Annotated in this window: 12 protein-coding genes; 6 read left to right on the top strand and 6 right to left on the bottom strand. The window is 61.4% G+C overall.

Annotation, left to right across the window (positions count from 1 at the left end; all coding sequences use genetic code 11):
• Positions 1–15: 15 nt before the first annotated feature.
• On the bottom strand, positions 16–1,569 hold the full coding sequence (gene pdxR / locus AC07NR_RS10715; protein ID WP_495078542.1) for a MocR-like pyridoxine biosynthesis transcription factor PdxR: 1,554 nt from the start codon (positions 1,567–1,569) through the stop codon (positions 16–18).
• A gap of 92 nt (positions 1,570–1,661) precedes the next feature.
• Here pdxR and AC07NR_RS10710 point away from each other — a divergent pair, with 92 nt between their 5' ends.
• From AC07NR_RS10710 to AC07NR_RS10690, 5 genes are all read left to right on the top strand, one after another.
• Entirely contained in the window at positions 1,662–2,285 is a 624-nt protein-coding gene (locus tag AC07NR_RS10710) for an FMN-binding negative transcriptional regulator (protein ID WP_423204570.1), read from the top strand.
• A gap of 10 nt (positions 2,286–2,295) precedes the next feature.
• Positions 2,296–2,742 (top strand): GNAT family N-acetyltransferase, encoded by a 447-nt coding sequence (locus tag AC07NR_RS10705; protein ID WP_114886430.1) that lies wholly within the window; start codon positions 2,296–2,298, stop codon positions 2,740–2,742.
• A gap of 12 nt (positions 2,743–2,754) precedes the next feature.
• Positions 2,755–3,426, top strand: a complete 672-nt coding sequence (locus AC07NR_RS10700) for a GNAT family N-acetyltransferase (protein ID WP_495078541.1) — start codon at positions 2,755–2,757, stop codon at positions 3,424–3,426.
• Between the two features lie 212 nt (positions 3,427–3,638).
• On the top strand, positions 3,639–6,596 hold the full coding sequence (locus AC07NR_RS10695) for an autotransporter outer membrane beta-barrel domain-containing protein (RefSeq protein WP_495078540.1): 2,958 nt from the start codon (positions 3,639–3,641) through the stop codon (positions 6,594–6,596).
• A 199-nt stretch (positions 6,597–6,795) separates the two neighbouring features.
• Positions 6,796–9,006: an autotransporter domain-containing protein gene (locus tag AC07NR_RS10690; RefSeq protein WP_495078755.1), complete on the top strand. Its 2,211-nt coding sequence runs from the start codon at positions 6,796–6,798 to the stop codon at positions 9,004–9,006.
• A gap of 110 nt (positions 9,007–9,116) precedes the next feature.
• Here the strand turns inward: AC07NR_RS10690 and oadA are convergent, their stop codons facing one another.
• Both oadA and AC07NR_RS10680 read right to left on the bottom strand, forming a co-directional pair.
• A complete protein-coding gene (gene oadA / locus AC07NR_RS10685; RefSeq protein ID WP_085708795.1) occupies positions 9,117–10,925 on the bottom strand; it encodes a sodium-extruding oxaloacetate decarboxylase subunit alpha in 1,809 nt (602 codons plus the stop codon).
• A gap of 11 nt (positions 10,926–10,936) precedes the next feature.
• The gene (locus AC07NR_RS10680; protein WP_085708794.1) at positions 10,937–12,352 is read right to left on the bottom strand and encodes an acetyl-CoA carboxylase biotin carboxylase subunit; all 1,416 of its coding nucleotides are present in this window, start codon (positions 12,350–12,352) and stop codon (positions 10,937–10,939) included.
• 191 nt (positions 12,353–12,543) lie between these two features.
• Between AC07NR_RS10680 and AC07NR_RS10675 the strand changes: the two genes are divergently transcribed.
• Entirely contained in the window at positions 12,544–13,506 is a 963-nt protein-coding gene (locus AC07NR_RS10675; RefSeq protein WP_085708793.1) for a LysR family transcriptional regulator, read from the top strand.
• On the opposite strand, the gene AC07NR_RS10670 is transcribed toward AC07NR_RS10675, so the two are convergent.
• The 3 genes from AC07NR_RS10670 to AC07NR_RS10660 all read right to left on the bottom strand — a co-directional run bounded on the left by AC07NR_RS10670 (position 13,448) and on the right by AC07NR_RS10660 (position 17,660).
• Complete coding sequence (locus tag AC07NR_RS10670; RefSeq protein ID WP_248740361.1) at positions 13,448–13,660, bottom strand: PA3496 family putative envelope integrity protein; 213 nt, start codon at positions 13,658–13,660, stop codon at positions 13,448–13,450. The genes AC07NR_RS10675 and AC07NR_RS10670 overlap by 59 nt on opposite strands.
• Positions 13,661–13,769: 109 nt before the next feature.
• Positions 13,770–14,636, bottom strand: a complete 867-nt coding sequence (gene hexR, locus AC07NR_RS10665) for a transcriptional regulator HexR (RefSeq protein ID WP_007954250.1) — start codon at positions 14,634–14,636, stop codon at positions 13,770–13,772.
• Positions 14,637–14,786: 150 nt separating this feature from the next.
• Complete coding sequence (locus AC07NR_RS10660; RefSeq protein ID WP_495078539.1) at positions 14,787–17,660, bottom strand: putative bifunctional diguanylate cyclase/phosphodiesterase; 2,874 nt, start codon at positions 17,658–17,660, stop codon at positions 14,787–14,789.
• Positions 17,661–17,678: the final 18 nt, after the last annotated feature.

Genomic DNA, 17,678 nt, shown 5'->3' with positions numbered 1-17,678 from the left:
TGTGACCTGTCGCGACTAACCGAGCCAGACCTGACGCAAGCGGGCCAGAGCCGACTCGATCGCCGGTTCCGGTACTGCGGCAAACCCCAGCACCAGGCCGGCGCGCTGATCGATCGGCGTCGTCGAGTCCCGCAGCCAGTACTTGCTCAAGCCGTGGACTTCCACCTCCACACTCGCCGCCTGCTCGATCAATTGTTGTTCGCGAGCCACGCTGTCGACCGCCACCGTCAGATGCAGTCCGGCGGACACGGCCGGCAGTTCACCAACACCCGCCAAACCCTGGGGCCAACCGTTGATAAGGGCATTACGCCGGCTCAGGGCGGCGCGGCGCATCCGCCGGATATGCCGCTGGAAGTGTCCGGCCGCCATGAACTCGGCCATCACCGCCTGAGTGCTCACTTCGGAATGCCGCACGTCCACCGCGCGCCGTTGCGCAAAGGCGTCCACCAGTCCGGGCGGGAGCACCAGATACCCCAGCCGCAACGCCGGAAACGCGACTTTGCCGAAAGTGCCGACGTACAGCACGCGACCCTGGCGGTCGAGCGCAGCCAGCGGGGCCAATGGCGCCCCGGTGTAGCGATACTCGCCGTCATAATCGTCTTCGACGATCCAGCCGCCGGTGCGCTCGGCCCAGGCCAGTAATTCCAGGCGGCGCGCCAGGCTCATCACTACCCCGGTCGGGTACTGATGAGACGGCGTGACATACGCCACCCGGCAATCTTCGGCGGCCGCCAGTGCAGCGCAGTCGATACCCTCTTCGTCCACCGCAATGCCGTGCAATCGACCGCCGGCCAGCGCGAACGCGTGACCCGCTGCGCGATAGCCAGGATTCTCGATGCCCACCCCGGCGCCAGGCTCCACCAGCAACTGTGCACAAAGGCTGATTCCCTGTTGCGCGCCACTGGTGATCACAATTTGCTCAGCCGAGCACTGCATGCCGCGCGAACTGCGCAAATAAGCGGCGATCAGACTGCGAAGCCGCGCATCGCCCGCCGGGTCGCCGTAACACAGTTGCTGCAAGTCGGGTTTGCGCCAGAACGCTGCATTCAGCTTGGCCCAGACGTCGAAAGGGAACAGGTCGAATGCCGGAACTCCCACCCTGAAAGCCCGCGGCGGACCACTTGGCGGCGTCGGCAAATGGTTCTGTTCAAGCCGCTGCATCGCACCGCTGTGGATAACTTTGCTGGATAAATCCCCAGTGAAATCTGGTGATTTTGTGGATAAGGCTGTGGGTAAGCCTGTTGAAAAGCCTGTGGATACTTTTGTGGATAGTTTTTTCGCCGGTCTCGTCGATTGTGGCAACTGCGCCACATAAGTGCCGTCCCCGACCCGCCCTTCGATGAAGCCTTCGGCATACAGCTGATCGTAGGCGCGCACTACGCTGTTGCGGGATATCGCCAGTGCTGCCGCCAGATCTCGGCTGGCCGGCAGCCGCGTGCCGCTGGCCAGGCGCCCGTCGAGCACCCGCAGGCGCAAGGCCTGATAGAGCTGGCGACTCAGGCCTTTGCGGCGGTCGAGTTCAATGCCGGCAGGGTTGAACGGCAGCGACAGCGTAGTCGAATCGGGCATGGCAATGGACCTATGAAATTGGTCATCAATGGCTCTTACAACAGACCAATAGCCTGCCTAGGATGCAGGCATTCGCCAAGGAAAATCTCTCCATGTACACGCCACGCGCCTTTGCCATCGACGATTTGTCCCAACTGCACGAACTGATCCTCGCCACCCGCCTCGCCATTCTGGTGACTCACGGTGAACACGGCTTGCAGGCCAGCCACGTGCCGGTGCTCCTGCATCGCGAACAAGGTGCGAACGGCACGCTGTACGGGCATCTGGCCAAGGCCAATCCGCAATGGAAGGACCTGCGTGATGGTGCCGAGGCCATGCTGATTTTCCCGGGGCCCGACGCCTACGTCAGCCCGGGCTTTTACCCGAGCAAAGCCGAGCACGGCAAAGTCGTGCCGACCTGGAACTACGTCGCCGTGCACGCCTACGGTCACGCCGAAACCTTCAGCGATGGCGGTCGGCTGCTGGACATCGTCAGCACCCTTACCAATCGCCATGAAGCGGGCCGCGCCCAGCCCTGGTCGGTCGACGATGCTCCGGCCGACTACATCGACGGCATGCTCAAGGCCATTGTCGGGTTCGCCATTCCGATCGACCGCCTCGAAGGCAAGCGCAAGCTCAGCCAGAACCGCAGCGCCGAAGATATCGCCGGCGTACGCGAAGGGCTGGCCGCCAGCGCCGACATCAACGATCAAACCCTCGCTCACTTGATGCGTTAAGGAAATCACCATGAGTCAGATCGACATCCGTCCGGTCAGCGCCGCCGATCACGCGGCCTGGCTGCCGCTGTGGCAGGCCTACCTGCGTTTCTACAACACCGAATTGCCGGAGGCCGTCAGCCAAAGCACCTGGCAGCGTTTTCTCGACCCGAACGAACCGACTCACGCCGCCCTCGCCTGGGCCGATGGCAAAGCGGTGGGCATGGTGCACTTCATCTACCATCGTTCGAACTGGAGCATCGAGAACTCCTGCTACCTGCAAGACCTGCTGGTGGAGCCGCAAACCCGCGGCACCGGCGTCGGCCGCCTGCTGATCGAACACGTCTACGCCACGGCCAAGGCCGACGGTTGCTGCAAGGTGCACTGGCTGACCCACGAAACCAATGCCACGGCGATCCAGCTCTACGAGCGCATCGCCGAGCGTCCGGGTTTCATCCAGTTTCGCAAAGCCATTTAAGGAGCCACGTGCATGACGATTTCTCTCGCCGACTGGAAAGGCGTGCCGCCGCCCTCCACCACCCTGATCGAAGGCCGCTTCATTCGCGTGGAAAAGCTCGACCCGGCACGCCACGGCGACGACCTGTTCAATGCCCTGCAAGGCCCAGGCGCCGACCCGAAACTCTGGGATTACTTGCCCTACGGCCCGTTTCCGGAGCGCAGCGCCTTCAATGACTGGCTGAACAACCATGCCGCCCACAGCGATCCGTATTTTTTCAGCGTCATCGACCGCGCCAGCGGCCAGGTGCAAGGCATCCTCAGCCTGATGTCGATCGTCCCGGCCCAGGGCCGCATCGAAATCGGCCACGTCACCTTCGGCGCGCCAATGCAGCGCTCGCCGAAAAGCACCGAAGCGATCTACCTGCTGGCCAAGGAATCCTTCGCCCTCGGCTACCGTCGTCTGGAATGGAAATGCAACAACGGCAACGCCCGCTCCAAATACGCGGCCGAACGGTTGGGCTTCAGCTTCGAAGGCGTGTTCCGCCAGCACATGGTGGTCAAGGGCCAGAACCGCGATACCGCGTGGTACTCGATCCTGGACTCGGAATGGCCGGCGATTGCAGCCGGGTTCGAGCGCTGGTTGAGCGATGAGAACCAGACGGCGGATGGGCAGGTGAAGGGGTTGGTTGAGTGCCGCGGCTGAGTATGTAAACGCAAAGAAGGAAGCCCCCGACGGCGAGTGCGGCAGTTGAAGGGGCTTCCTGTCTGATATTGCTTCATCTGCAACGAATTGCAGATGAAGCACCCAACTCGCAGACATATCTGCAAAAGAATGCACATAGCCCAGACATCATTCTGTAAACCCCCTCCGCTATACAGAACGCCCTCACTTATAACTAAAAGGACGTTCTCCCCATGCCGCTCCCGCCTCAGCGCCTGTCGCTCGCTACTGCCCTGTTGATCGCCACCAGTGCCGCCCACGGCAAGAATGTCGTGATCGACACCGCCACCACCGCGTCGCAGACATTGGGCGGCAGCGACACCCTGACGATTTCGGCGCCGGGCAGTATCACCAACAGCGGCAAGGCTGTGAGCCTGAAGGACAGCACCAGCGGTGCCGGCGTGATCATCGACAACGCCGGCAAGATCATCTCCACCGGCGGCCGGGCCATCGACAGCAGCGGCGATCTGACCCAGGCACGCAATTACGCGATCTACAACCGCAGCGGCGGGCAGATTCTCGGTTCCAACGACGCGATTCGCATCGACAGCAACTTCGTCAGCGGCAGCCTGTTGATCGACAACAGCGGAACCATTCGCTCGACCACAGGCCAAGGGCTGGATCTGGATGCGTTGCGCAGCGACGGGGTCAAAACCACCATCATCAACCGCGCCGGCGGACTGATTCGCGGCGACGCCAGCGACGGCATGAAGACCGGCGCCAACGCGACCATCAGCAACTACGGCGAGATCTCCACCGGTGACTCGCACAACGCTGATCAGAAGTTCGACGGCATCGATATCGACACCGCGAGCGGCGTCAGCGTAACCAACTACGGCGTGATTTCCGGCGGACGCCACGGCATCACCACCGACCTCGGTGCGACGCTGGTGAACTACGGGCAGATCACCGGGCGCAACGGCTCCGGTTTCGGTTCCGACGGCGACGGCACGGTGATCAACCACGGCACCATCACCGGCGCGTATTCGGGATTGCAGCCCAACGGCGACGGTGACGGCGTGGACATCGACAAGATCGCCCACATCGAAAACTACGGCACCATCCAGGGTGTCGGCGCCGGCGGTGTGGACAAGGGTGGTTTTGCCAACGGCAGTGAAGGCATCGCCCTGGGTGGCGGTTACATCCTCAACGCCAAAGGCGCGCTGATCAGCGGCGCCAACAGCGCGATTCTGGTGGACGATGGCAGTGGCGGTTCAGGGCTGGCGGCCACCACGCTGGAGAACTACGGCACCATTCAAGGGCTCGACGGTTTCGGCGTGAAGTTCGTCGGCGAGTTCGCCGACAACGTGATCAACGGCGGCACTATCAGCGGCAGCAACGGCCTGGCGCTGGATCTGGGCGGCGGCAACGACAGCCTGACCCTGCGCAGCGGCAGCCGGTTTATCGGCGTGGTCGATGGCGGCAGCGGTTATGACCGGGTAGTGATGGACGACGCGGCGGGCGGCAGCTTCGGTGCGAGCCGCAATTTCGAATGGCTGGAAGTCAGGCAAGGCGCCTGGACGCTCACCGGCAGCGGCGATTTCAGCGACGGCGGTGCGGTACGCAATGGCGCGACCCTGATCAACCAGGGCGGTATCGCCGGCAATCTGACCGTAGACGTCGGCGGCGTGTATGCCGGCGGTGGTTCGGTGGGCAACCTCAACGTGAATGGTACGTTGCGCACTGACACCCGACTCGGCACCGCGACCGTCGCGCACGACTTGAACATGGGCAGCGCATCCACCCTCTCCTACGGGGTCAATGCCGATGGCAGCAGCGCACCCATGCAGGTCGGCGGCACGGCCAACCTCAACGGTGCGACGCTCGCGGTCAATCCCGGCAGCGGCACGTATCCGTGGCAGAGCCAATACACGGTGTTGCAGGCTGCACGAGTCAACGGCACCTTCGGCGCGGTCACCAGCGATTACGCCTTTCTTACCCCGACCCTCACTTACACACCGACTCAGGTCGACCTGACCTACACCCGCAATGACGTGGCGTTCAATGAGTTCGCCGTCACCGGCAACGGCAGCAACGCCGCCAACAGCCTGGCCTCGATGGGCAGGAACAACGCGCTGTACAACGCCCTGCTCAACACCACTCAATCCAGCGCGGGCGCAGCCATCGAACAACTGGCCGGCGCCAGCAACGCCAACCTGACCAGCGCCACCCTTGGCGCCAGCAGCCAGGTGGGCAGCAGCATGCTCTCGGCGATGCAGCAGATGGGCGGCAGCCCCGGCTTGATGGTCGGTCTCGATCAGCGTGACACACCGATCCTCGCCGCCAACGGCGTACCGTCCGAAGCGCGAAACCTGAATGATCCGAACGCTCAAGGCCGACTCTGGCTGCAAGCCATCGGCGGCTACGGCAAGCTCGATGGCGAACACGGCAACAGCAGTCTGGAGCAGCGCACCAAGGGCAGCGTGATGGGTGCCGATTGGGCGCTGAATCCACAATGGCGACTGGGCGTGCTTGGCGGTTATTCGAGGACCGATCTGGACGCCACCGGTGTCGATGGCAATGTCGAGAGCTGGCATGCCGGGGTCTACGCCCAGCACCAAAACGGCCCGATCGCCCTGCGCCTGGGCGCGGCTTACAGCGGTCATCAAGGCGAGAGCAAACGCACGGTCGCGTTCAACGGTTTCAGTGACCGCCCCAAAGGCGATTACGACGCCAACAGCCAGCAGGCCTTCGCCGAACTCGGCTACGCCATGGGCAGCGGCCGCCTCAGCGCCGAACCTTACGCCAGCCTCGGCTACCAGCGTTATCACCGCGACCGCTATCAGGAAAAGGGCGGCGCGGCGGCCTTGCAGGTCGACAGCCAGACCCAGGACAACTTCAGCAGCACCGTCGGTCTGCGCCTGGCGCACCTGAACGCGCTGGAAAACGGCATGAGCCTGACCCCGCGCATGGCGGCAGGCTGGAAGCACACCTACGGCGATGTCAGCAGCTCGACCCGTCAGGCATTCGTCGTCGGCGGTACAGCGTTCAGTGTCGATGGCAGCTCGCTGGATCGTGACAGTCTGGTGATTGAGGCCGGCCTGGATCTGGGTGTTTCCGCGCGGCATACGCTGGGGCTGGGTTACAGCGGCGAGATTGGCAGCAACAGTCGCAATCATGGGCTGATCGGGCAATGGCAGATGAGCTTTTGATCGTTGAACAGCCAGCAAGATCCTGATTGGTTGTAGGAAAAGGAGCCGGTGCAGTCGAGTAAATACACCGGTTCGTCATCCCTTGGTGATTTTCAACAAAACGATCCGACACCCCCTGCATAGGTCCCGGAAGTAGCCGACATCCATGTTGTCTGAGCGTCAATAAAGTTTGGTCTCCTGTCAAAAGAGGCCCGACTTGATGCCCGTTCAACATCGATATAAACCACAACACCTGGCGTTGGCCATTGCAATGGCGTTTGGTGGCGCAGCGCTTGCGAACGCTCAACAATCGCCTGAAGTCGCGGCGTCTTCACCAGGCATGAACGTTCCCGAACTGTCCGAAGCCAGCCCCTATGAAGACGCTCTTGAAAGGCTTCAGGGCTTTTTCAACGATCCAGCGACTGTTCCCATCGCATTCAATTCACCGGAAAGCGCTTTCCAGGGAACTACCGCCAACGATCTGATCGTTCTCAAAGACGGAGCCAGCTTCACGGGTCGACTGGACGGCGGCGAAGGCGTGAACGTTCTGGTAGTGGACGCTTCTGCCGAAAACACGCTGAAAGACACCCGCAATTTCAACGGGCTGCATCTCCTCCGGGGCGACCTGACGCTGAACAGCAAGGGAGACTTCAAGGAAGGTGTGCTGGTAGACCGTAACGGATCGCTGACCAACCTGGGCATCATCGACGGCGGCGCAGTAACCGTCGGCAAGCTTTTCAACAAGGGGAGCATCAAAGGCGATGTGCATGTCGAGAAGGGGGGTAGTTATGCAGGCAAGGGCACAACGGGAAATTTGCACGTTGACGGCCTGCTCACGGTCAATGCACTGCACGGCAGTCCACGAGTGAAGGGCAATTTTAATCTGTCCCCAAATGCCGAACTGGCTTATGAAGTCGCCCCGGGAACCGGTGGTCAAACCATCAAGGTCGATGGCATAGCCAATCTCGACGGCGCTACCCTGAAAATAGTAGCGGCGCCGGGAGAGTATCCGGAGACCAGTCAGTACAAAGTTATCGAAGCCAACAAGATTGAAGGAAAATTCGGGACGATCCTGAATGATTTGGCCTTCATGACCGCCACGCCTCAATACAACAGGAAGTCCGTCAATCTGACTTACGCCCGCAATGAGACACCGCTGGCAAGCGTGGCCACGACAGACAATGGTCGTTCGGTTGCCGACAGTATTGAGGAGCCCCCGCCTTCATCCCGCCTCCCATACGCAACGCCAGCCCCTTTGACGGCCTCGCCCCCCGTTTCAGCATCAACCCCTGCGTCAATGACGCCCCCGTCGCCGGCGTCCGATACCTCACCCGCCTCAGATGAAACAGCAGTTGCACGCGGCGCAGGCCCTTTGCCAGTCACTCAGCCTCAAACACCCGCAAACGCAGCTGTCGCTGCATTGCTGGCAAGCAATAAAACCATCGCGCCAGTCGCCATCGAACAACTCGCCGCCGGCAGTAACGCAAACCTCGCCAAAGCTACGTTGAGCAGTATTGCGCCCGTGAGCGCAAGTATGCTGTCGGCCATGAACCAACTGGACAACCGCACCGTTTCCGGTAAGTCACCTCGTCAGACATCTGGCACTACGGATTCCGGTCGTGTCTGGGTCAAGGCCCTCGGTCATGGCGGCGAGGTCGATCGGGAGTACGACAGCGCGCTCAAGCACGCTACTCAAGGTTTGGTCATGGGTGCTGACTGGCGGCTGGATGATATGTGGCATATCGGCCTGCTGGGGGGCAAATCCCAGACGAAACTCGATGCCCGTCAGTACGACGGAGATCTCGACAGCTGGCATCTGGGCGCCTATGCAGTACGTCAGGACGGACCGTTGGCCCTGCGCCTAGGTGCTACCTATGCCAGCCATGACGGCAGCAGCAAACGACGAGTATCTTTCAATGGATACCGCGACCGTCTCCAAGGCAACTACAACGCCAATACTCAGCAGGCATTTGCCGAACTGGGCTTCAATTTCGGCCGATACAATGTGACGTTCGAACCGTTTGCCAGCCTCGGCTATCAGCGGTATCAACGTGACAGCTATGCCGAAAAAGGTGGGGACGCGGCGCTGAAAATCTTTGGGCAAACCCGCGATAACCTGAGCAGCACCTTCGGTCTGCGCACGGCAAAAATCGCTCGGCTGGACAACGGCATGAGTTTGACGCCGCGATTCAGCGCCGGCTGGAAACACACCTTCGGCGAACTCGACAGCGACACGCACCAGCAACTGGTCAAGGGTGGCAAGCGTTTCGAAGTAACCGGTGCCACGCTGGATCGCAACAGCCTGGGCGTCGATGCCGGCCTTGACCTCGGACTGTCGACCAACCACACGTTGGGAGTGAACATCACTACAGAATTCGGCACTGAAAGCCGCAATCAAGGTGTAACGGGCCAGTGGCGAATGGCGTTCTGATGCCCTGAACGCCGCTCCTGCGGGGCGGCGTTCATCTGAAAACTGCGAGCAAAAAAAAAGGGGAGCACATGCCCCCCCGAGGTTTAAAGCGTTGTATCGAGGCCGTTATCTCAGCCTTCGATCTCGATCAGGATTTCGCCCGGGTTCACCCGGTCGCCCTTGGCAACGTGGATGGCGGTAACCTTGCCGGCAACGGCGGCCTGGACTTCGGTTTCCATCTTCATCGCTTCGGTGATCAGCACAGCCTGGCCGGCCTTGACGGTGTCGCCTTCCTTGACCAGCACATCGACGATGTTGCCCGGCATGGTGGTGCTGACATGGCCCGGAGCCGAAGCCTGCTTGCGCTTGCTGCTGCCGCCGCCGACGAATTCGTTGAGCGGCTCGAACACCACTTCTTCCGGCATGCCGTCGATGGACAGGTAGAAGTGACGCTTGCCTTCAGCCTTGACGCCGACACCGGTGATGTCCACGCGGTAGGTTTCGCCGTGGACGTCGATGACGAACTCGGTCGGTACACCTTCGCCGCCGGCCGAAGCCACCTTGCCCGCTTCCGGGATCGGCAGAAGCACTTCCGGAGTGAGGGTGCCGGCGGCACGCTCTTCGAGGAACTTGCGACCGATGTCCGGGAACATGGCGAAAGTCAGCACGTCTTCTTCGGACTTGGCCAGTGCGCCGATGTCGGCACGCAGCTTGGTCATTTCCGGCTTGAGCAGGTCGGCCGGGCGGACGTCGATGACTTCTTCGCTACCGATGGCCTGGCGACGCAGTTTCTCGTTCACGGTGCCCGGCGCCTTGCCGTAGCCGCCTTGCAGGTAGAGCTTCACCTCGTTGGTGATGGTCTTGTAACGCTCGCCGGCCAGCACGTTGAAGAACGCCTGGGTGCCGACGATCTGCGAAGTCGGGGTCACCAGCGGCGGGAAGCCGAGGTCTTCACGTACGCGCGGGATCTCCGCCAGCACTTCGTTCATGCGGTTGAGCGCGCCCTGCTCTTTCAACTGGTTGGCCAGGTTGGAAATCATCCCGCCCGGTACCTGGTTGACTTGAACGCGGGTGTCGACAGCGGTGAACTCGCTTTCGAACTGGTGGTATTTCTTGCGCACGGCGTAGAAGTACAGACCGATTTCCTGCAACAGCTCCAGGTTCAGACCGGTGTCGAACTCGCTGCCCTTGAGGGCGGCGACCATCGACTCGGTGCCCGGGTGGCTGGTGCCCCAGGCGAAGCTGGAGATGGCGGTGTCGATGTGGTCGGCACCGTTTTCGATGGCTTTCAACTGGCACATTGCGGCCAGACCGGCGGTGTCGTGGGAGTGGATGAACACCGGCAGCGATTGCTCGGCTTTCAATGCTTTGACCAGCTCGCCCGTCGCATACGGGGTCAGCAGGCCGGCCATGTCCTTGATCGCCACCGAGTCGCAACCCATGGCTTCCATCTGCTTGGCCTGGGCGACGAAAGCGTCAATGGTATGCACCGGGCTGGTGGTGTAGGCGATGGTGCCCTGGGCGTGTTTGCCGGCAGCCTTCACCGCTTCGATGGCCACACGCAGGTTACGCACGTCGTTCATCGCGTCGAAGATGCGGAATACGTCGATGCCGTTGACCGCAGCCTTGGCGACGAACGCCTTGACCACGTCATCGCTGTAATGGCGATAACCCAGCAGGTTCTGCCCGCGCAGGAGCATTTGCAGACGGGTGTTGGGCAGCGCAGCGCGCAGTTGGCGCAGGCGCTCCCACGGGTCTTCTTTCAGGAAACGTACGCAGGCGTCGAACGTCGCGCCGCCCCAGACTTCCAGCGACCAGTAGCCGACCTTGTCCAGCTTGTCGCAGATCGGCAGCATGTCTTCGGTGCGCATGCGGGTGGCGAGCAGCGATTGGTGGGCGTCGCGCAGGATGGTGTCGGTTACGAAAATCTTTTTAGTCATTGTTCTATTCCTCACAGGCCTGCGTGGGCGGCAATGGCGGCGGCGATAGCCAGGGCCAGCTCTTCGGGTTTGCGCTTGATCGAGTAGTTGGTCAGTTCAGGATGGCTTTCAACGAAGCTGGTGTTGAACTGGCCGCTACGGAATTCCGGGTTGCGCAAGATTTCCTGGTAATACGCGGCGGTGGTCTTCACGCCTTGCAGACGCATGTCGTCGAGGGCGCGCAGGCCACGGTCCATCGCTTCTTCCCAGGTCAGTGCCCACACAACCAGTTTCAGGCACATCGAGTCGTAGAACGGCGGAATGGTGTAGCCGGTGTAGATCGCCGTGTCGGTCCGTACACCCGGGCCGCCGGGGGCGTAGTAACGGGTGATCTTGCCGAAGCTCGGCAGGAAGTTGTTTTTCGGGTCTTCGGCGTTGATCCGGAATTGCAGGGCAAAACCGCGATGCTGAATGTCTTCCTGCTTCACCGACAGCGGCAGGCCGGAGGCGATGCGAATCTGTTCGCGGACGATGTCGATCCCGGTGATTTCTTCGGTGATGGTGTGTTCCACCTGCACCCGGGTGTTCATCTCCATGAAGTACACCTCGCCCTCGGCGAGCAGGAACTCCACAGTGCCGGCGTTCTCGTAGCCCACAGCCTTGGCCGCGCGCACCGACAGGTCGCCGATGTAGGCGCGCTGTTCCGGGGTCAGCTGCGGGCTCGGGGCGATTTCGATCAGTTTCTGGTTGCGGCGCTGGATCGAGCAGTCACGCTCGAACAGATGCACCACATTGCCGAAGCTGTCTCCGAGGATCTGCGCTTCGATGTGCTTCGGATTGACGATGCATTTTTCCAGGAACACTTCCGCCGAACCGAAAGCCTTGGTGGCTTCGGAAATGACCCGAGGGAAATTCTGTTCGAGTTCTTCTCGGCTGTTGCAGCGACGGATACCGCGACCGCCACCACCGGAAGTGGCCTTGAGCATCACCGGGTAACCGATGCGATCGCCCTCGCTCAACGCTTCTTCAATGCCCGAGACGTTGCCTTCAGTGCCCGGCGTGACCGGCACACCGGCCTTGATCATGCTGCGGCGCGCTTCGGTCTTGTCGCCCATGCGGCGGATGACTTCCGCCGAAGGGCCGATAAATTTGATCCCGCGTTCGGCGCAGATCTCTGCCAGCTCGGCGTTTTCCGAAAGGAAACCGTAGCCGGGGTGCAGTGCATCGCAACCGGTTTCCACGGCCAGGTTCACCAGCTTGCGCGGGTTGAGGTAACCGGCCAGCGGCTCGGCACCAATGCTGTGGGCCTCGTCCGCACGCTTCACATGCAAGGCATGGCGGTCGGCGTCGGAAAAAATCGCAACCGAGCGAATGCCCATCTCGGCGCAGGCACGCACGATTCGTACGGCAATCTCACCACGGTTGGCGATCAGGATCTTTGTTATCACTTGGAGGTTCCCTTGAGCCGGTGGTACCCACGACCTGCTAGACCCAGGTCGACGCGTGACCAAATGTTTCAATCTGGTCGCGGCTTCACACTAGCGCTCACAAGGGATTAACAAAAATGAATAAAAATTGGGTCAGGCATAAGTAAAGACTTATAGTCATTGCACCAGCCAGCGGCCAGAGTCGGTAGAAAATGCGTAAGTCCTTGATGCGTATGACATTGCGTCAATTGCAGATCTTCAATGAAGTGTGTGATTTACGTTCCTACAGCCGCGCAGCCGAGGAAATGTCTCTCACACAACCGGCCGTCAGCCTACAGATTCGTCAGCTCGAAGAGCTGATCGGGCAGCCGTTGTTCGATTACGTCGGCAAAAAACTCTACATGACCGAGGCTGCCGAAGCACTTCAGCGCGCCAGCCGAGACATCTTCGGCCGCCTGGAAAATCTCGACATGCAGCTGTCGGACATGCAGGGATCCTTGCAGGGCCAATTGAAACTGGCGGTGGAGTCCAGCGCCAAATACTTCGTGCCGCACCTGTTCGCAGCCTTCAAGCGCCAGCATCCGGAGGTGAACCTGCAATTGACGGTGGTCAACCGCGGCCAGGTCATCCGCCGCCTTTCCGACAACCGCGACGACCTGGTGATCATGTCGATGGTGCCGCAGGACATGGGCCTGGAGTTCCTCCCCTTCCTCAACAACCCGATCGTCGCAACCGCCCGACCGGACCATCCGCTGGCACACATGGGACCGCTGCGCCTGCAGGACCTTGAGCCGTACACATTGCTGATTCGCGAGCCCGGCTCGGGAACGCGTCTGGCCTGTGAAGAGTATTTCAAAGAGAAGCGCGTGCACTTCACTCAGACCCAGGAAGTGGCGTCGGCTGAAGCTCAGCGAGAGTGCGTTTTGGCGGGTCTGGGCGTAGCACTGTTGACGCGCCACGCCCTGAACCTGGAGCTGGCGACCGGCGGCCTGGTGGAGCTGCCGGTCGAAGAATTGCCGCTGTTTCGCAGCTGGTGCCTGGTGCAGGCCAAGGCCAAGCGCCTGTCACCGGTGGCGCACGCCTTCCTGGCGTTTATCCGCAGCGAACGGGTGCAGATCAGCGCGCTGGTTGAGCGCTTCGACGGGAAGCTACGGGAGCTGCCTGCCAGTAGTTGAGTTCGATGTCCTCGGGAAAATCGCTGATTTCGGTCTGAAGCTGACGAAGTTCGAAGCGATCTTCGATGGCGCGGCGGAATTCCATGCGGCGCTGGTCTTCCTGCTGACGACGGGTTTTCGCGGCGCTGTTGCGTTCTTCGTAAGGCTGAGCCATTTCGAGTCTCCCAAGGCGATTACGGGAGTTTCACGATAGGCGCGAGGGATGACGGTTTGGCTGCGTCGGGGTTACAGGCAGATGAAGATTGCCTTCACCCCATGACTACTCAGTCATCCAGCGCTTTCACCGATTTTGGCGACAGCCGCAAGCTGCGCAGGCTGCGCTTGACGCTCTTGAGGTGGTTGACCAGGCTCGGCCCGCGCGCCATGGCCACGCCCATGGCCAGCACGTCGATCACCACCAGGTGGGCGATACGCGAGGTCAGCGGCGTGTAGATTTCGGTGTCTTCGTGCACGTCGATCGCCAGGTTGACGGTCGACAGCTCGGCCAAAGGCGTCTGGCTCGGGCACAGGGTGATCAGCGACGCACCGCTCTCGCGCACCAGGTTGGCGGTGATCAGCAGGTCCTTGGAGCGACCGGACTGGGAAATACAGATCGCCACGTCGGTCGGCTTCAGGGTCACCGCCGACATCGCCTGCATGTGCGGGTCGGAATAGGCCGCCGCCGTCAGCAGCAAGCGAAAGAACTTGTGCTGTGCATCCGCCGCCACCGCGCCCGACGCACCAAAACCGTAGAACTCGACACGTTGGGCCTGGGACATCAGCGTCACCGCTCGCTGCAACTCCAGCGGATCAAGCTTCTCGCGAACCTCCATCAGCGTGTGCAGGGTGGTGTCGAAAATCTTCAGGCTGTAATCGGCGACGGAATCGTCTTCATGGATCGCGAACTGACCGAAACTGGCGCCGGCCGCGAGGCTTTGCGCGAGCTTGAGTTTCAGATCCTGAAAACCGGAACAGCCGATGGCACGGCAGAAGCGCACGATGGTCGGCTCGCTGATGCCGACGCTGTGGGCCAGATCGGCCATGGAACTGTGCATCACTGCCGCAGGGTCAAGCAGCACGTGGTCGGCGACCTTGAGCTCCGACTTGCGTAACAGGTGACGTGACTGGGCGATGTGTTGCAGCAGATTCAAGGGGCTGGACTCTTGTTATGGAAAGATGTGCTTTGGCCAGATGCCGGGGATGTAGCAAGCTTGTAGTTATACTACATGAATCGGCTTTTTGCCTGCTCAATGCGTAACTGGATCGCCCCGGATCAGGCGACATGCACTGCATGTAGCCCTTTACCGGGGAATTTCCTGCTGGCGCAACAACCCGGCCAGACCGGCAGCCTCCACCGGACGGCTGATCAGATACCCCTGCACTTCGTCGCAACCCTCAGCCTTCAAGAACTCAAGCTGCTCCGGCCGCTCGACGCCCTCGGCCACCACTTTCAAGGACAAGCCATGGGCCATGGCGATGATCGCGCGAGTGATCGCTGCATCTTCGCTGCCCTCCCCCAACCCGCGAATAAACGCCTGATCAATCTTCACGTAATCCACCGGAATCCGCTTCAGATAGCTCAGTGACGAATAACCGGTGCCAAAATCGTCGATCGCCAGTTTCACGCCCAAGTCCCGCAGTTGCTGGAAGGTGGCGATGATGTGTTCGACGCTGTCGAGCAACTGGCTTTCGGTCAGTTCCAGCTCGAGGTAGTGCGGCGCCAGCCCGGTTTCCTCCAGCACCTGGCGCACCAGACTGACCAGTTTGCCCTGACGCAATTGATGCACCGACAGGTTCACTGAAACCCGGATCGGCTCCAACCCCTGCCGCTGCCATTCGCAGGCCTGCCAACAGGCCTGGCGCAGGACGAATTCGCCGATGGGCCCGATCAGTCCCGTCTCCTCTGCCAGACCGATAAAGTCCCCCGGCGGCACCCGCCCCATGGTCGGGTGATCCCAGCGCACCAGCGCTTCGGCGGCGTTGAGACGACCGGTCGCCAGGCACAGTTTCGGTTGATAGAAGACGTTGAGCTGCTTGTCCTCGATGGCTTTGCGCAGCTGGTTTTCCAGCTGCAGACGCTCCAGCGTGCTGGCTTGCAGGCTGTCGGTGTAGAACTGGAAATTGTTGCCGCCCAGGTGTTTGGCATGTTGCATCGCCATGTTCGACTGACTGACCAGCGCAGCAACCTCCCGGGCGTTGTCCGGCAACATGCTGATGCCCATCGAGGCGCTGACCACCAGCTCATGCCCTTCCACCGTCAGCGGCAGGCGCAATTTGGCCGACAACCGCGTGGCGACCCGCGCCAGACTCGACAGATTGCCGTAGGCATCGAACAGCACCGCGAACTCGTCGCCGGACAACCGGGCGATGGTGTCGGCTTCCGGCAAGGCACTGACCAGACGCCGCGACATTTTCTGCAGCAACTGGTCGGCTATCTCATGACCCAGACTGTCGTTGAGCAACTTGAAGCGATCGAGATTGATGTGCAGCAGCGCCAGACTCCGCCGCCCGCCCTGCCGCACGCGCTGATGCGCTTCGTGCAGACGTTCGCGGAACAGCGAACGGTTGGCCAGACCGGTGAGTTCGTCGTAGTGCGTCAAATAACGCATACGCTCTTCGGATTCGCGTCTTGCCGACAGATCGGCGAAGAAGCCCACGATATGACTTACATTTCCCCGACTGTCGCGTACCGCATTCAATTGCAGCCACTGTGGATAGAGCTCGCCATTCTTGCGGGTCTCCACCAGTTCGCCCTGCCAGCTGCCGTGCTGCTCCAGCGCGTGGCGGATAGCAACATAGTGCCGCCGAGCGTCACGACTGCACGGCAATTCGACGACGTTACGCCCGAGCATGTCATCGATGTCATACCCGGTAACCCGGCTGAAGGCCTGGTTGATGGCGATCAGCGAATAATTCGGGTCGAGGATCACGATGCCTTCGCTGGCGGCCTCGAACACCGTCGCGGCCAATTGCTGCTGGGCCTCCAGACTTTTGCTGACACTGATGTCGCGCCGGGTGCCCACCATGCGAATAACCCGCCCGCTGTCGTCGCGCTCCACCGCGCGTCCCCGGTCTTCGATCCAGACCCAGTGACCGTCGCCATGGCGCACGCGGTATTCGATCTGATAATCCTCGGTGCGCCCCTTCAGATGCTCGATCAACGCCCGTTTGAGCGGTGGCACATCTTCCGGGTGCAAGCGTGGCCGCAGATGCCTCAGCAGCCCGGTGACGTATTCCGGATCCAGGCCGAACAGTTCCTGAATCTGCGTGTGGTGAACTTCGTCGGTCTGCAGGTTCCAGTCCCACAGCCCCAGCTCACTGGCCTTCAACGCCAGGGCCAGGCGTGCCTCGCTTTTGCTCAGGGCCTGGTTGGCGGCATCCAGTTCGCGGCTGCGCTGGGCCACCCGGTCCTCCAGTTCAACCTGGGCTTCGCGTAACTTCGCTTCGGCGCAGCGGCGCTGTTCGATTTCCTTCGCCAACGCCTGATTGAGCAGTTCGCTGCGAGACTGGGCTTGTTGCAAGTGTTCGATCAGGTGCTGGTTCTGAAAGCGCCGCAGCAAGCCACGGTCGATCAATCGGTTGACCTGCCACGCCACGACGCTCAGGGAACCGAGCAGGATCAGTCCGAGCCAGCCCCAGCCCCGCGCCAGTTCGTCACCACCCCAGAACAAATAGCCGATGGCCGGCAGCAAGCACGGCAAGGTAAAGGAAAGAAAGGCCGGAATGCTCACGGCGTAGGCCACGCTGGCCGACAGGGTTGCGGCGCCGATCAGGCCGAACACCCACGCCTGCTGCATGAAATTGTCGGCCGGGACCAGGGCGATGCCGGCCCCGGCCAGAGTCAGGCCGGTCATGGTCGAACCGAGCAGGAACATCCGACCCCAGATCGGCTGGGCCTGGCGGTCGGGGATCGCTGAATCGAACGCAGCGACCTGAATCACCCGCAACGCCACCAGCGACAGCAGCCACACCAGCCAGACGCTGACCACGAAGTAACGCTGCGGACTCCAGAGCAGGCCGGCGCAGACCAGACCATTGATCAACATGAACAGGGTGGGCAACAGCGAACCCTGATATAGAAGGCGCGTGCGCTCGACCGCCATCTGGGTGGCGTAATGCTTGCGGATCACCCGGGGTTCCACAGAGGGGCCCGACAGGTCGAAGCTGAGGGTCATAGGCAACGTTCTTGTTCT

This window comes from Pseudomonas sp. GW821-FHT09C09 (genome assembly GCF_059418105.1).
This window is presented reverse-complemented; position numbering and strand designations above follow the sequence as displayed.

Excerpts from the sequence above, each read along its gene's own strand:
- AC07NR_RS10705 (WP_114886430.1), top strand. The coding sequence starts at position 2,296 with ATGAGTCAGATCGACATCCGTCCGGTCAGCGCCGCCGATCACGCGGCC.
- AC07NR_RS10670 (WP_248740361.1), bottom strand. The coding sequence starts at position 13,660 with ATGGCTCAGCCTTACGAAGAACGCAACAGCGCCGCGAAAACCCGTCGT.
- AC07NR_RS10700 (WP_495078541.1), top strand. The coding sequence starts at position 2,755 with ATGACGATTTCTCTCGCCGACTGGAAAGGCGTGCCGCCGCCCTCCACC.
- AC07NR_RS10695 (WP_495078540.1), top strand. The coding sequence starts at position 3,639 with ATGCCGCTCCCGCCTCAGCGCCTGTCGCTCGCTACTGCCCTGTTGATC.
- pdxR (WP_495078542.1), bottom strand. The coding sequence starts at position 1,569 with ATGCCCGATTCGACTACGCTGTCGCTGCCGTTCAACCCTGCCGGCATT.
- AC07NR_RS10675 (WP_085708793.1), top strand. The coding sequence starts at position 12,544 with ATGCGTAAGTCCTTGATGCGTATGACATTGCGTCAATTGCAGATCTTC.
- AC07NR_RS10710 (WP_423204570.1), top strand. The coding sequence starts at position 1,662 with ATGTACACGCCACGCGCCTTTGCCATCGACGATTTGTCCCAACTGCAC.
- oadA (WP_085708795.1), bottom strand. The coding sequence starts at position 10,925 with ATGACTAAAAAGATTTTCGTAACCGACACCATCCTGCGCGACGCCCAC.
- AC07NR_RS10660 (WP_495078539.1), bottom strand. The coding sequence starts at position 17,660 with ATGACCCTCAGCTTCGACCTGTCGGGCCCCTCTGTGGAACCCCGGGTG.
- AC07NR_RS10690 (WP_495078755.1), top strand. The coding sequence starts at position 6,796 with ATGCCCGTTCAACATCGATATAAACCACAACACCTGGCGTTGGCCATT.